Raw genomic sequence first — 15202 nt, 5'->3', positions numbered from 1 at the left:
CAAGGGGGCTGGCGCGGGTCGATCTGACACTGTGACGAGCAAGGAATGATGGAATGGGCCAAATGCGCTTTCTCCGGGCCGGTGTGCTGGGACTTGCCGGATGGGCTGCGCTCGCGGCGCCGCTTGACGCGCAGGAACGGCGGCAGGAGCAGGGCGCGTGGGCGCTGGTTCCCGAGACCGATTTGTCAGCCATGCTCGATTGCTTTGAGGCCAAGGGCCAGACGCTGATCTCCGCCCATCGCGGCGGACCGGGGCCGGGCCTGCCGGAAAATGCCATTCCGACGATGGAAGCGCTGCTCGCGGCGCAACCGGCGATCATGGAAGTGGATGTCGGGCAGACCACGGACGGCGTGCTGTTCCTGCTCCACGACGACCGGCTTGAACGCACGACGACCGGTGTGGGCGAGGCTGCCGCAATGGAATGGGCGAGCCTCCGCACTCTCAAGCTCAAGGACAATTGGGGCTGGGTCACACCCTATGCGATCCCGAAGCTGAGCGAGGTGCTGGCCTGGGCCAAGGGGCGCACCGTGCTCCAGATCGATTTCAAGCGCTCGGCCAAGGTTGATGACGTGGTCGCCGCAATCCGTGGGGCAGGTATGGCGAACAGCGTGATCCTGATCGCCTATTCGGTCGAGCAAGCCGCCAATCTCCACCGCGCCGCGCCCGAAATGCTGATCTCGGTCTCGGTCGATGCGCCGGAGGATGTCGCCGCACTCAAGGCAGCGAATATCCCCGAGGATCGCATGGTGGCTTTCACCGGGACCCGCCTGCCGCGCCCCGAACTTTACCGCGAGCTTGATCGCCAGAACATCGAGGTGATCTTCGGCACACTCGGCCGCCCGCCGCGCTCGATCGACGCGGTGATCGACCGGCTCGGCATGGATGAGCGCTACGCCGATCTCGGCAAGGAAGGCGTCGACATCCTCGCCACCGACCGCCCGCGCGAAGCGGCAGCCGCTCTCGCTGAGGCTGGGCGCCTGCCGACTGCGGGGCAATGCGGAGTTAGCCGGACCGGCGCCCCATAAGCCCCAGCAGCCGCTCTACGAGGCTCCGGCTAGGGGCGGGCGAACCGTGCGGGCTGAGCGCCGCGAGGAATTGCGTGAACGTCAGGCCAAGTCGTTCCATTCCGTCTTCGGGAGGAAAGCCGTTGTCGTCCTCGCAGGGTAGCATTTCGTGATCGAACAAGACCACCTCGCCGCCTGGCACTGACAGATCGAGCGCGAACTGATCGCCATCCCAGTTGCCGCCGAATACAATCCAGTGCGGCGGCACGTTGGCCGGGTCGCGGCCTGTCTCTTCCAGCCATTGGCCCAGGGTCATGGCCCTGTAGTTGCGGATGGAGGTTTCGTTCCAGTCCGGTTCCAGCAAAGTGACGCAGTAGAACTGATCGATCGCGTAACCGTCCCTTGTCACCAACGACGGCTGTTCACTTGCCGTGGGCGAGGTGAAGCCCCCGTTGCGGAGATTCAGAAACGCTATGTAATCCTGAGGCAGGCTGACACCCGCTTGCTGGGCCAGTTCTGCAAGGGCGACCGCATCAAACGCGATCTGGTCGCCCAGCAGGTAATCGGCAACAGCTTCGGGTGTCATGACTGGTCGTTTCAGGCAGCCGAGCGGCGCGCTTCCTTGTCCGTTTCCGGCGCATCAAGGAATTCGCGGATCGCCGCCACGCTTTCGTCGGCATGAGTGAGCAGGAACAGGTGTCCGCCGCCCGCGAAGGTCATCAGGCGCGAATTGGGGATCATCGCCTTCAGGATCCGGCCGTTGATGACAGGGACGATCTGGTCGTCCTCGCCCATCATGATCAGGGTTTCCTTGGTCATGAAGGGCAGGGCGGGCAGGCTGGTCCAGCCGAGCATGCACATCAGCTGGTACATGTAGCCGCGCGGGGAGGGCGGCTTGAGCCGGCCGATATGGCTGTCCTTCTGGTGCTGCGCCCCGTCCTTGTCGACGCCGCCGTAAAGCGTGGCGAAGTGTTCGTTCATGAACTCGGGATCGATGTAGCGGCGCGGATCGGCCATCTTGGTGAAGGCGGCCGGGTTGCCGGGCACCATCACCATCCCCGGCGTAGTCGCGATCAGTGTGAGACGCCGGGTCAGGCCGGGATGCTGCAACGCGAAGTGCTGCGCCATCGCGCCGCCCCACGAAACGCCCATCACATCGACCTGGTCGATCCCGTATTTCGCGAGCAACTGGGACGCGGTCCAGCTCATGGTGAAGGGGTTGTAGGGCACCAGCGGATCAGGCGATTCGCCCGTGCCCGGCATGTCGAACATGATGAAGCCGCGTTCGGGCAAAGCCGCTGCGAGCGGGGCCACGGCCTCGATATTGGCGCCTATGCCATTGAAGAACAGGATCGGCAGATGTTCGGAGGGCTGGTCGAGCCGCCAGGCAGCAGTCCGTAGCGTCCGGCCGCCCACTTGCTCCATCGAGACGACAGCGTCGTCCATGGGATTGGTCACGTATTCACGTCCTTTCTCGCGCCCCGGCAAAGGGGCGGGTTGGGCGCGCACACCGATCCCATAGCGCGCGCGCCCACAAGCTTTGCGCAACGTTTCCGCCGCATCCGGCGGTCATTGCGCTGCACTGCAATATCAGACTTCTTCGACGACGTAGAGTCCCGGTGCCTTTTCCATCGGCGGAAAGGCATCGTTGCCCACGGCTGCGGGAGCGGTCTTCTTCTTGCCCGAACGCTTCTGCACCCACTCCATCCACAGCGGCCACCAGCTGCCTTTGACCTCTTCGGTGCCTTGCAGCCATTCGTCCGCGGTCTCGGGCAGCTTGCCCTTCTTGGCCTGGACGAAATACTTCGCCTTGGGGTTGCCCGGCGGGTTGAGGATCGCCTGCATGTGGCCGCTCTGCGAGAGGACGTAGGTCACATCCTTCGAACCGAACAGCTGGGTCGAACGATAGGTCGCCTTCCACGGGGTAATGTGATCGGTCACCCCGCCGAGGATGAACAGGTCAGCGGTCACCTTGCTCAGATCGACCTTGTGGCCCGCCATCTCGACTTCGCCCTTCTTGGTGAAGGCGAGCGTTTCGAACAGCGTCAGGAAATCGCCCATCAGGCTCGATGACAGGTTGGTCGCATCCGCGTTCCAGAACAGCACATCGAACGCCGGCGGATCCTGCCCGAGCAGGTAGTTGTTGATGACGTAGTTCCAGATCAGGTCGTTGGGGCGCAGCCAGGCGAAGCCGCGCGCGAGGTCGTCGGCCTTGATGATCCCCGCCTTCATCGCGCGCTGGCGGGCAAGCTGCATGCCATTTTCGCTGACCAGCGATCCGGCTTCGATGTCGGTCGGCTTGGGGTGAAGCACGCAGACCATCAGCGTCAGCGTGCCAAGGATCGGATTGCCCGTGGCGGCGAGCTTGGACGCGAGCACCGATGCGGTCTGCCCGCCCGAGCACCCGGCCGAGACATTGACCTTCTTCGATCCGGTGATGTCGGAGACCACCTCGAGCGCCTTTTCACACGCTGCAATATAATCGGCCATGCCCCAGCGCCCCTGTTCCTTCGTCGGATTGCGCCACGAGATGACGAAGGTCTGGATGCCGTTGTCGACCTGCCACTTGATCACCGACTTATCGGGCGACAAATCGTTGATGTACATCTTGTTGATCTGCGGCGGGATGGTCAGCTGCGGGATCTCATAGACCTCGTCGGTCGTCGGCGCGTATTGCAGCAGCTCCATGATCTCGTCTCGGTAGACGACGTTGCCCTTTGAGGTCGCGATGTTCTCGCCGATCTTGAACGGGCGCTTGTCGACCTGGCTGACCATGCCCTTGTTGTGGACGAGGTCGTTATAGGCGTTCTGGAGCCCCTTGATGAGGCTGAGGCCGCCCGAATTGATCACCTGCTTCTGCGCGGTCGGATTGCCGACGAGGGTGTTGGTGGGGGCAAGGCCATCGAGGATGATGTTGGCGATAAAGTTGGCGCGGTTGCGCTCCAGCTCGTCGAGCTCAAGCTCTTCCAGCCAGTTCTTCATCCCCTTCTGCACGGCGAGATAATATTGCGCGCCGGCGCGGAAGAACGGGTTGTACTGCCACGCCGGATCCATGAACCGCTTGTCCTTGGGATCGGGGGCGAGATCGCTTTTGCCGGTCAGGATCTTGACCATGTCCTGCGCCATCGCGGTCGAGTGGCGCACAAACCGCGAAGGATCAGACGCAGTTTCGCGCAGCAGCAGCGCCACCGCACTGACGAAATCCTCGCGCGCCACCCCGATCAGCGGTCCGAGTGCATTGGTAGACTGAGCTGCTTCGTTTTCGAGCTTCACTTCGCTGCGTGCCATTGGATCCCCTTTGTTCGGTGCGCCCCTTGTGGCCCTGTATCCGGGCCTTGTGCTGCACCTGCGTTGCCAGAATGCAGCGTGGCATCGAAACTTGCAAGCGTGGGCGGACCGCCTTTGCGCTCTGCCGACCTTGTGCGGCGATCGGCCAAAACGAGAAATGCTGCCACAGGCGGATCCCGATCAAACCGCTGCTGCCTTGCATTTTAAGGTCATCGGTTAGGATAAAAATAACCATCGCACTTTACCTCTGCGCCATGAAGGCGTGAGAGCGAAGCCTATCGCGGCGCCTTGAGCTTGGAGGTTCTGAACGAGATGTCCCTGATGGGTCTCTTGTCATCGCGCGGTGGTGTTGCATCCCGCATGCTACGCTCCTCACCCGCCTCGGCACTGTCCGATGGCGAGCGGCTCGCTATGCTCGATGAACTTGAGCAGTCGGGCCTCGGGTGGTTCTGGGCGAGCGATGCGACCGGTCATCTCACCTATCTCTCCGGCGCGATTGCCTCGCGGCTCGACATTCCACTCGCCGATCTTCTGGGGCAGCCGCTGACGCGGATCTTCTCGGGTGCCAATCGCGAAGGGCGCGGCAAATCGCTATCGCTCATGCTGGCCGCGCACAAACCGTTCTCGGGGCTGGCAGTGCGGGCCGCACGCCGTCCGGATGGTGTGGTGCTGCGCCTTGCGGGGCAGCCGCTCTTTATGCCGGACGGGCGATTTGTCGGCTTTCGAGGCACCGGTTCCGACATCACCGATGAGTATCACCGTGAAGAGGAAACCGAGCGCCTCGCGCGCTTTGATTCGCTCACCGGGCTCAGCAACCGGCACCGGATGGCCGCGCAGATCGATGCGACACTGACCGCCTTCCAGGCCGCGCGCCGCAACTGCGCGGTGATGATGATCGACCTCGATCGCTTCAAGCATGTGAATGACACGCTGGGCCATGCCGCCGGCGACGAACTGCTGAAGCAGGTTTCCGGGCGGCTAGTGCGCGCCATCGACCGTGAGTGCGAGATCGGCCGGCTCGGCGGTGACGAATTCCAGGTGATGATTCCCGACGTGGACGACCGCGGCGTTCTGGCCGAACTGGCGATGAAGATCATTGCCATGCTGCGCCAACCCTACAGCCTTGCCGACGGGCGCTGCGTCATCGGTGCCTCGGTCGGTATTGCGATTGCGCCGCACGATGGTGTGACCCGCGACGAGATCGTGCGCTCAGCCGACCTTGCGCTCTATGCCTCGAAGAATGGCGGGCGCGGGCAGTATCGCTTCTTCTCCGGCGAACTCGAAAACGAGACGATTTTCCGGCGCCGTCTGGAACAGGATCTCGGCACGGCGCTGCGCGAGGAACAGCTGTTTCTGCGCTTTGAACCGATCGTCGATGCAGCCACGCAGGCGGTGCGCGCGCTGGAAGCCCATGTGTGCTGGAAGCATGCCGAACGCGGCGTCATCGACGAAGAAGAATTCGCGCAGATCGTCGAAGGCTCTGCCCTGACCGGCGACGTTGGCAAATGGGCGATTTTCGAGGCATGCCGCCGCGCAGCCGAATGGCCGGACAGCGTCAGGGTTGCGGTCAACGTGCCGGTTCCGCTGTTCCTTGCAGACAACTTCATCGAACTGGTCACCGAAGCGGTGGATGCCGCCGGCATTGCGCCGGCACGCCTTGAACTCGAGATTAGTGAAGCCGTGTTTTTCGGAGAGGCGAGTGTTGTTGACCGCACATTGGCCTCACTCTTCAAGCAGGGCGTGCGGCTGACGCTGGACGAGTTTGGCAGCGGTTACTCCTCGCTCGCCTACCTTCGCCGCGCGCCGTTTGATTCGATCAAGATCGATCAGAAGCTGGTCGCCGAAGCCGAACGCCACGATAGCCGCGAAATGGGTCTGGTGCGCGCCATCGTGGCACTTGCCGGCGCGATGCAGATGGACACGATCGCCAACGGGATCGAAAGCGCGCCTCTCTTGGTCGCCCTGACGGATGCAGGGGTTCGCTTCCTCGAAGGTCCGATCTTCAGCGAACCCGTCGATCGCGATACCGTTGAAGAAGAGATGGCCGGTGGAAGCTGGCGGATCGAACCGGGCGCCGAACGTACTCGTCGCGCGCGGCGCCGGACGGTGTTCCGCAAGATCCAGGTGATCCATGACGACTATGCCTATGAGGTCACCCTGCGGAACCTGTCCAAGACCGGTGCGCTGATCCAGGGGCTGGCCGATGTGCCCAAGGGCACGCAGTTCGTGGTCGACCTCGGCGGCGGACAGCTTGCGGTAGCGACCGTTATCCGCTCGAACGGCGATGTGCAGGGGCTCGAGTTCGAGCAATCGCTGATCGAAGACGGGGCAGGGGGGCTTTGCACCCGCAACCGCGTCTCGCCCTATGCGCTCGCAGCCGCAGGCGCACCGCTGGCGGCACTGGCACCGGGCAAATTCCTCGGTCTCGATCAGGGGGCTGCCATTCCCAAGTTCGGTTACGCGATGCCTGCGCGCAGCGAGGTGGGGTAAGGCCGGGGGCTGTTGCGTTTTTGGCGCATGACAATACCGAGTCTCCCCGCTAATCGGCGAGGTGATGACCGACCTCTCTCATATCCGCAATTTCTCCATCATTGCCCATATCGACCATGGCAAATCGACGCTTGCCGACCGGCTGATCCAGTTCACCGGCGGGCTCTCCGATCGTGAGATGTCCGAGCAAGTCCTTGATAACATGGATATCGAGAAGGAGCGCGGCATCACCATCAAGGCGCAGACCGTGCGCCTCACATACCCAGCGAAGAACGGCGAGACCTATCAGCTCAACCTGATGGACACCCCCGGCCACGTCGACTTCGCCTATGAAGTCTCCCGCAGCCTCGCCGCGTGCGAGGGCGCGTTGCTGGTGGTGGACGCCGCGCAAGGGGTCGAAGCCCAGACCCTCGCCAACGTCTACCAGTCGATCGAGCATGATCACGAGATCGTCCCCGTCATCAACAAGATCGACCTCCCCGCCGCCGAACCGGAAAAGGTCAAGGCCGAGATCGAGGAGATCATCGGGCTCGACGCGTCGCAGGCCGTTCTCACCAGCGCCAAGTCCGGCATCGGGATCGAGGACGTGCTCGAAGCCGTCGTCGCCCGCATCCCGCCGCCCAAGGGCACCACCGAAGCGCCGCTCAAGGCCAGCCTCGTCGATAGCTGGTACGATCCCTACCTCGGCGTCGTCATCCTCGTGCGCGTGATCGACGGGAAGCTCACCAAGGGCCTCAATATCCGCTTCATGCAGGGTGGCACCCAGCACCTTGTCGACCGCGTCGGCTGCTTCACCCCCAAGCGCACCGATCTGACCGAGCTCGGCCCGGGCGAGATCGGCTTCATCACCGCGCAGATCAAGGAAGTCGAACAGGCCCGTGTCGGTGACACCATCACCACGGTGAAGGGCGGGGCGAGCGAGGCGCTGCCGGGCTACAAGGAAGTCCAGCCGGTGGTGTTCTGCGGCCTCTTCCCGGTGGACGCGGCCGACTTCGAAAAGCTGCGCGAAAGCATCGCCAAGCTGCGCCTCAACGATGCGTCCTTCTCCTACGAGATGGAAAGCTCGGCGGCGCTGGGCTTCGGCTTCCGCTGCGGGTTCCTCGGCCTCTTGCATCTGGAGATCATCCAGGAACGCCTGAGCCGCGAATACGACCTCGATCTCATCACCACGGCGCCTTCCGTGGTCTATCGCATCCACCTCGGCCATTCCAAGACCGAGGATGCCAAGGTGATCGACATCCACAACCCCGCCGATTGGCCCGATGTGAACCGCATCGAGATGATCGAGGAGCCGTGGATCAAGGCGGTGATCTACACGCCTGACGAATACCTCGGCTCGATCCTCAAGCTGTGTCAGGATCGCCGCGGCATCCAGACCGAGCTGACCTACGTGGGCGGCCGCGCGCAGGTGACCTATGAACTGCCGCTCAACGAAGTGGTGTTCGATTTCTACGACCGGCTGAAGTCGATCAGCCGCGGCTATGCCAGCTTCGATTACGAGCAGATCGGCAACCGCGAGGGTGATCTCGTGAAGATGAACATCCTCGTCAACAACGAGCCGGTCGACGCGCTATCGCTGATCGTCCACCGCGCCAACGCCGAAGAGCGCGGCCGCGGGATGTGCGAGCGCCTGAAAGACCTGATCCCGCGCCACCTGTTCAAGATCCCGATCCAGGCCGCGATCGGCGGCAAGGTGATCGCCCGCGAGACCATCGCCGCCCTGCGCAAGGACGTGACCGCCAAATGCTATGGCGGCGACATCACGCGCAAGAAGAAGCTGCTGGAGAAGCAGAAGAAGGGGAAGGCGCGGATGCGGGAGTATGGGAATGTGAGCATTCCGCAGGAAGCGTTTATTGCGGCCTTGAGGATGGGGGAAGAATAAGGCCCCGCGCCTAGCGCAGACGTTTGCACAGCAAACTGCAAGCTAGAAGCGAGAGGCCGCATTCCGGCCGGCTGGTGGCCATAGGCCAGTCGACCTGCCGGAATGCCGCCTCTGATGCCCAGGCTATTGCTTGGGCATAGGGCCTCACCCTTCACTTGGCGTTCAGCGCAGGGGTGGTTATAGAGCCGCGCATGCAATCCAAGCTCTCCCCTCGCATCCTCGGCACGGCGCTGGCCGCGACGATCCTGACCACGCTCGGCGGCTGTGCCGGCAGCTCGGAAGGGAAGGACGTCGCTTACGTCGCGCGCGATGTCGAATCGCTCTACACCGAGGCGCAGCGGCGGCTTGATCGGGGCAACACCTTGCAGGCCGCAGCCCTGTTCGACGAGGTGGAGCGCCAGCACCCCTATTCGCCCTGGGCGCGCCGTGCGCAGCTGATGAGCGCCTTCAGCTATTACATCGCGCGCGATTACAACAAGGCGATCCAGAACGCGCAGCGGTTCCTGTCGATCCACCCGGGCAACAAGGATGCGCCTTACGCCTACTATCTGATCGCGCTCAGCTATTACGAGCAGATCAGCGACGTGAACCGCGACCAGAAGATCACCGAGCAGGCGCAGACCGCGCTACGCGAGGTCAACCGCCGCTTCCCGCAGACCGAATACGCCGCCGACGCGCGCCTCAAGCTTGATCTTGTGGCCGATCACCTTGCGGGCAAGGAGATGGAGATCGGCCGCCACTATCAGCGCATGGGCCTGTGGCTCGCCGCCGATATGCGCTTCCGCAATGTGGTGGAGAAGTTCCAGACCACCAGCCACACGGCCGAGGCGCTCTACCGCCTGACCGAAAGCAGCCTCGCGCTGGGCGTGCCGCAGGAAGCGGTCAAGTATGCCGCGGTGCTGGGCGCGAACTACCCCGGCTCCGAGTGGTACGAGAAGGCGTTCAAGCTGGTGAGCAAGAACGCCGAGGGCGTGACCGCCTCGTAAGCCGCGCGTCTATTCCTCGCCGAATTTGAACCGCACCCCGGCATTGACGGTGAAGCCTTCGAGCGGCGCCCAGGCATCGGTCGTCCAGCGTCCGCTCGGCGCGCGTTGGGGCAGCAGCAGCGGATCATAGCGCGACTGCCGCACGTCGAGCAGGTTCTCGGCATTGGCGAAAAGGCTGAACCGCCCGAGCACGATCTCCCCCAGCATCCCAAAGTTCAGATAGGGCCGCGATCGCGTGCGGAACGGGTTCTCGTCGAGCAACTGGCGGCCGGTGTAATAGGCTTCGATCCCGATTCTGCCTTTGCCGTGCTGCTCCCACATGCCCACCAGGCCTGCCGAATGACGAGGCGTTAGCGGCACTTGCCGCTGGCCCGGTGTAGCAGGATCGGGCTCGGCGGAATCGATGAACACATAGCTGCCCGTCACAGTGAAACCGTTGCGGCGGTAGCGCAGCAGCATCTCCGAACCGCGCAGCCGTGCGGTGCCAGCAACATTCACCAACTGCACGCGGTCGGGGGCGACCGGATCGATCCGTGTGGCGTTGTCGATATCCGCTCCGAACAGCGTCAGGTTCGCTTCCCACGGCCCCTTGGCATAGCCGACATCAAGGGACGCGGTGCTGGCGGTCTCGGCCCTGATCGAGCCGAGGGGGGCAAGCCGTGACAGACCCGCCGCATCGATCTCGTCGACAAACGGGGTCGGCGCAAAATAGCCCCGCGCGACCGAACCGCGGATGGTCCAACGACCCGGTTGCCACAGTGCCGATACGCGCGGGCTTGCCTGCGTGCCGAAGCGATCGTGAAAATCGACCCGCGCACTGGCTGCAAGGGTAAGGTCGGACAAGACCCGCTGCTCGACCTGCACGAACAGCCCCGGCACATCATAGGTGTAATCGAAGGCAGGAAAGGTGCGCGATCGCAGCCCGTCGGATTGGAACGCCGCGCCCATCACCCACCCGGTCGCGCCGCTCTGCTTTGAAAGCGTTGCTTCGGCAAACAGGCTGGCGTGGCGATCATCCTCGATCACCGGGCCGAAGCGGTGACGATGATCCTGCCACATCGCGGATGCCCTCAGGCCCATCGTCATGGTGTCGCCAACTGGCCGCGAGGCAACCAGTCCGGCATCGAAGCGATCGGTGTCCTGCGCCTCCGAAAACGGGGTGCCGTCAGGCACGGTGCGGCCTGCCTGCGTGCCGCCGCTGCGCCGCTCGCTCATCGCGCCAAGCGTCAGATAGAGCGATGCCCCGTCATCGCCTGTCCACTGAAAGCGCGGGCGCGCGGTCACACGCTCGAACGCGGCCATATCCAGCCACCCATCGCCGTCGAGGTCCTGTCCGCTCTGGCGATGAGCCCCGGCAGTCAATGACAGTCCGGCACGGCTGCTGACCGGTCCGGCGAGATAGGCGGTCAGATCCTGCCCGTTGCGGCTGGTCGCGTTGGCGAGAATATCGGCTTCAAACGCCGCACCGGGGCGCTTGGAAACAAGGTTGATCACCCCACCAAGCGCCGACCCGCCATAAAGCGCCGAAACCGAGCCCTTGATCACTTCGACCTGCGCCAGATCGGTCGGCGGTACCTGAAGCAGGCCCAACCCGCTTGCCTGTCCGCCGTAAAGCGGAAGATTGTCGGCGAGCAATTGGGTGTAGCGTCCTTCGAGCCCCTGGATGCGAACATTGGCCGCACCCAGGGCGGGCGCTGTGACCTGCACCCTGATGCCGCCGATTTCGTTCACCAGCATGGCGATGTTGCCGGGACGCATCAGGGCCTTTTCCTCGATTTCCTCGCCCGCGATGACCTCGACCCGTAGCGGTTCATCCTGCAGGCGGCGGCCAAGCCGGGTTCCCTGCACGATGATGACGTCTTCCTCTTCCTCCTCCTCTGCCTCCTTCGGCGCGGGCGCATTCTGGCCCAAGGCGGGCTGCGGCACGGCGAGGGTCGCGATCGCGCCAAGCAACAGGGAAGTGAGGGGTCTTGGCTTCACGTCAGATCTTTCCGGTTGCTCTTATGAGCGCAGCGTCGGGCAACATTCGTCATTCGTCACCGCGCGTCAGGATCACCGCGAGGTCGGGCGGAATATCCATTGGGGCAAAGGCGTTCACGATGCTGCGGCCGGTGTTGCCGAATGGCAGGCGGCCGGTGAGATTGCCCAGCGGCGCAAGGACGAGCCGCAAAATCTGTCCCGCCGCTTCGCGCCAATCGCGCTGTGCCACGGCAAATGCGAGCATCTTTCCATGCGACACGATATGGGGAACCAGCCACGCCTGGGCGAGGATGTGCGCGCGCTCAAGGTGGTTCCACGCAGATGGGATATCGCCTGCTTGCAGCGCCTCGGCATGCAAACGGTATTCCTGGGCCAGCGCCGCCGAAATGATCTCTCGTCCCACGTCATGTCCCTTGCCATCCAGCGATTCCCCGCGGCATATGCACCCTGTAGTAACTACAAGGTCAAGTGATGCGGATCGGCGAACTGGCACGGGCCACCGGCACCAAGGCGGAAACAATCCGCTATTATGAACGGGAGGGCATTCTACCCTTCGCGGATCGCACGGATGGCAATTACCGCGATTATGCACCCGCGCATCTTGCCACGCTTACATTCATCCGCCGTGCGCGTGCGCTGGGCTTCAGCATGATGCAAGTGCGCCAGTTGCTTTCGTTGTCCGACCGTGCCGACAAGCCTTGCGAGGAAGTCGACCAGATGGTGCAGGATCAGCTGGATGAGGTAAACCGGAAGATCGCCGACCTTACCGCGCTGCGCGAGGAACTGGGCCAGATGCTCACCGACTGCAAGGGGGAGAGGATCGGCGAGTGCCGTGTGGTGGAAAGCCTTGGCGGACGGCGATAGGCGCTGTTTGGCGACAATCTGCGAGTTTGGGGATTTGCCAACGACCCCACGTGACGCGCTGGCGGCTGTGCGCTATCTGTTCCGCCATCCATGCTCACGCGCCTGTCCATCCGCAACATCGTCCTTATCGAAGCGCTCGATCTCGAATTCGCGCGCGGGCTGGGCGTGCTGACGGGGGAGACGGGGGCGGGCAAGTCGATCCTGCTCGATGCGCTGGGCCTGATCCTGGGTGACCGGGCGGAGACGGGGCTGGTGCGCGCGGGCGAAGACAAGGCGAGTGTTACCGCCAGCTTCGAATTCGCCGTGCTTCCCGCTGGCATCGCCGCTGCGCTCGACGAGGCGGAGATCGCGATCGAACCGGGCGAACCGCTGATGATCCGCCGCCAGATCAAAGCCGATGGCGGCTCCAAGGCCTTCATCAACGATCAGCCCGCCAGCGTCGCCCTGCTGCGCGAACTGGCGCCCGCGCTGGTCGAACTCCACGGCCAGCATGATGACCGGGGTCTGGTGAACCCGCGCGGGCACCGGGCGCTGCTCGATCGCTATGCCGGAACCGATGTCGCGGGGCTGGAGCGTGCCTATGCCGATTGGGCGCGGGCCGAAGCGCAGCTGGCCGAAGCGCGCGGTGCGGTGGAACAGGCCAAGGCCGATCAGGACCTGCTGATCGCCTATCTCGCGGAACTGGCAGCGCTTGAACCCGTCGCCGGTGAGGAAGCCCGCCTTGCCGGTGCGCGCGCCGATATGCAGAAGGGCGAGAAGCTCTCGGGCGATCTCGAGGATCTGCGCCACCTGTGGGAAGGCTCGGACTCGCCGCTCGCCGCGCTGCGTGTGGCCGCCCGCCGGCTTGACCGGATTGGCGACCAGCACCCGCTGCTGACCGAGGCGCTCGCCGCGCTAGATCGGGCGGTGATCGAAGCGAGCGAGGCCGAGGACAAGCTGCGGCTCGCGGCCGAGGCGCTGGTGCATGATCCGATGGAGCTGGAGCGCGCCGAGACCCGCCTGTTCGAACTGCGCGCCGCGGCTCGCAAGCATCGCTGCGAGGTTGATGACCTGCCTGAACTGATGCGTACGATGCGCGCACGGCTGGATGCGATCGAAGGCGGGGAGGCGCAATTAGATGCGCTGGAGGCTGCCGCCAAGGAAGCGCGCGCTGTCTATGTCACCGCCGCCGAAGCCGCGCACGCCGCGCGGGTGGCAGGCGCGGGCAGGCTTGATGCTGCGGTCGCGGCAGAGCTTGCGCCGCTCAAGCTCGATGCCGCGAAGTTCCGCACGCAGGTGACCAAACTGCCCGAGGACCGCTGGGGCGCGGGCGGCATGGACGCGGCCGAGTTCCTGATCTCGACCAACCCCGGCGCGGACTTTGCGCCCTTGAACAAGATCGCGTCCGGCGGCGAACTGTCGCGCTTCATCCTCGCGCTGAAGGTCGCGCTGGCGGAGAAGGGCGGGGCGGCGACGATCATCTTCGACGAGATCGACCGCGGGGTCGGCGGCGCGGTGGCGAGCGCCATCGGCGAGCGGCTGGCGCGGTTGGCAGCGCAGGAAGGACAATTGCTGGCGGTTACGCACAGCCCGCAGGTCGCTGCACGCGGGGGCCAGCATTACCTCATCGCCAAGGCTTCGAGCGGCACGGTGACCAAGACCAGCGTGGTGCTGCTCGATCCCGCCGCACGGCAGGAAGAGATCGCCCGGATGCTGTCCGGCGCGGAGGTGACGCCCGAGGCGCGCGCGCAGGCCGACCGGCTGCTGGAGGGGGTGTGATGGAATTCAAGGGGACTGGCATGACGACACGGAACACGATCAGCGCACTCGCGCTTGCTGCAACGCTGGCGGCCTGCGCGCCTGCCACGCCTCTGGCCGAGGCACCGCCCGCGCCGGACGTCCGCTTCGCTGTCACCGATACCGCCGATTACAACCCGCGTTCGGTCAATGCCGTGCCGTCCGATCCGCCGACGCTGAAGGTCGCCTATGGCTCCGCGTCCGATCGCCAATATGGCGAGCTGCGGATGCCGCAGGGCAAGGGACCGTTCCCGGTCGCGGTCATCGTGCATGGCGGCTGCTGGGCGGGGATGGGCGGCACCAGCAATGTTGCCGCGCTCGCCAGCTTCCTTGCGCGCAATGGCGTTGCGGTGTGGACGCCGAGCTACCGCGAGCTGGGCTCTGACGGCGGCTGGCCCAACACCTTCGCCGATTGGGCGCAGGGCTTCGGCTACGTGAAGACGCTGGCGCAGGATTACCCGCTCGATCTCAAGCGCATCACCGTGATGGGCCATTCCGCCGGGGTGACGCCCGCGATGTGGCTCGGCACCGGGAACAAGGGCGATGCCGTGGTGAAGGGCGAGCTGCCCGCCGTTCAGGCCGCCGTTGCGCTTGACGGGCCGCTGTCGCTTGGCGGCTTTGTCGACGCGGATGCGATGATCTGCGGCAAGCCGGTGATCGCCCCGCTGATGGGCGGCACCCCTGACGAAGTGCCTGCGCGCTTCGCGATGCTCGATCCGCTGGTCAACAAGCCGCTGATCAAGCGCCTGCTGGTGATCGACGGCGCGTTGCCCGATCCCGATCCGGTGGTGCTCGATGGCCTGCGCGCGCAAGGCATCGCGGTCGAGGTGATCCGCGTCGATCAGGAAGAGCACTTCAACTTGCTGGTGCCCGGCACGGCGGATTTTGCCCTGATTGGCCCCGCGTTGCTCAAGATTGCCGGCGGACGCTGA

Annotated in this window: 12 protein-coding genes; 7 read left to right on the top strand and 5 right to left on the bottom strand. The window is 64.4% G+C overall.

The features are described 5' to 3' along the window. The first annotated feature begins 62 nt into the window (after positions 1-62). Positions 63-1025: a glycerophosphodiester phosphodiesterase family protein gene (locus BG023_RS10530; protein ID WP_190315756.1), complete on the top strand. Its 963-nt coding sequence runs from the start codon at positions 63-65 to the stop codon at positions 1023-1025. On the opposite strand, the gene BG023_RS10525 is transcribed toward BG023_RS10530, so the two are convergent. The 3 genes from BG023_RS10525 to BG023_RS10515 form a co-directional block, all read right to left on the bottom strand. Continuing rightward, entirely contained in the window at positions 1003-1590 is a 588-nt protein-coding gene (locus tag BG023_RS10525) for an SMI1/KNR4 family protein (protein WP_069310415.1), read from the bottom strand. The two genes, BG023_RS10530 and BG023_RS10525, sit on opposite strands and share 23 nt — an antisense overlap. Before the next feature lie 11 nt (positions 1591-1601). Further along, positions 1602-2462: an alpha/beta fold hydrolase gene (locus BG023_RS10520; RefSeq protein WP_233992987.1), complete on the bottom strand. Its 861-nt coding sequence runs from the start codon at positions 2460-2462 to the stop codon at positions 1602-1604. Between the two features lie 132 nt (positions 2463-2594). Continuing rightward, a complete protein-coding gene (locus BG023_RS10515; RefSeq protein ID WP_069310414.1) occupies positions 2595-4292 on the bottom strand; it encodes a PHA/PHB synthase family protein in 1698 nt (565 codons plus the stop codon). 360 nt (positions 4293-4652) lie between these two features. On the opposite strand from BG023_RS10515, the gene BG023_RS10510 reads away from it, so the two are divergent. The 3 genes from BG023_RS10510 (at position 4653) to BG023_RS10500 (ending at position 9650) form a co-directional block, all read left to right on the top strand. Continuing rightward, positions 4653-6782 carry a putative bifunctional diguanylate cyclase/phosphodiesterase gene (locus tag BG023_RS10510; protein ID WP_233992986.1) on the top strand — a complete coding sequence of 710 codons (2130 nt, stop codon included), beginning with the start codon at positions 4653-4655 and terminating at the stop codon, positions 6780-6782. Between the two features lie 64 nt (positions 6783-6846). After that, on the top strand, positions 6847-8664 hold the full coding sequence (gene lepA, locus BG023_RS10505; RefSeq protein ID WP_069310412.1) for a translation elongation factor 4: 1818 nt from the start codon (positions 6847-6849) through the stop codon (positions 8662-8664). 191 nt (positions 8665-8855) lie between these two features. After that, complete coding sequence (locus BG023_RS10500; protein ID WP_069310411.1) at positions 8856-9650, top strand: outer membrane protein assembly factor BamD; 795 nt, start codon at positions 8856-8858, stop codon at positions 9648-9650. Between the two features lie 9 nt (positions 9651-9659). Here BG023_RS10500 and BG023_RS10495 read toward each other — a convergent pair whose 3' ends face one another. Then, the gene (locus BG023_RS10495) at positions 9660-11630 is read right to left on the bottom strand and encodes a TonB-dependent receptor plug domain-containing protein (RefSeq protein ID WP_069310410.1); all 1971 of its coding nucleotides are present in this window, start codon (positions 11628-11630) and stop codon (positions 9660-9662) included. Between the two features lie 49 nt (positions 11631-11679). Further along, positions 11680-12033, bottom strand: coding sequence for a DUF3703 domain-containing protein (locus BG023_RS10490; protein ID WP_069310409.1), 354 nt, complete (start codon positions 12031-12033; stop codon positions 11680-11682). A gap of 68 nt (positions 12034-12101) precedes the next feature. Here BG023_RS10490 and BG023_RS10485 point away from each other — a divergent pair, with 68 nt between their 5' ends. The 3 genes from BG023_RS10485 (at position 12102) to BG023_RS10475 (ending at position 15202) form a co-directional block, all read left to right on the top strand. Further along, entirely contained in the window at positions 12102-12494 is a 393-nt protein-coding gene (locus tag BG023_RS10485; RefSeq protein ID WP_069310408.1) for a MerR family transcriptional regulator, read from the top strand. A gap of 90 nt (positions 12495-12584) precedes the next feature. After that, on the top strand, positions 12585-14252 hold the full coding sequence (recN, locus tag BG023_RS10480) for a DNA repair protein RecN (RefSeq protein WP_069310407.1): 1668 nt from the start codon (positions 12585-12587) through the stop codon (positions 14250-14252). A gap of 20 nt (positions 14253-14272) precedes the next feature. Further along, positions 14273-15202, top strand: a complete 930-nt coding sequence (locus BG023_RS10475; protein WP_190315755.1) for an alpha/beta hydrolase — start codon at positions 14273-14275, stop codon at positions 15200-15202.

Source organism: Porphyrobacter sp. LM 6, from assembly GCF_001720465.1.
Taxonomy (GTDB): Bacteria; Pseudomonadota; Alphaproteobacteria; order Sphingomonadales; family Sphingomonadaceae; genus Erythrobacter.
Note: the sequence above shows the minus strand (reverse complement) of the source record. Positions and strands in the feature narration are given on the sequence as shown.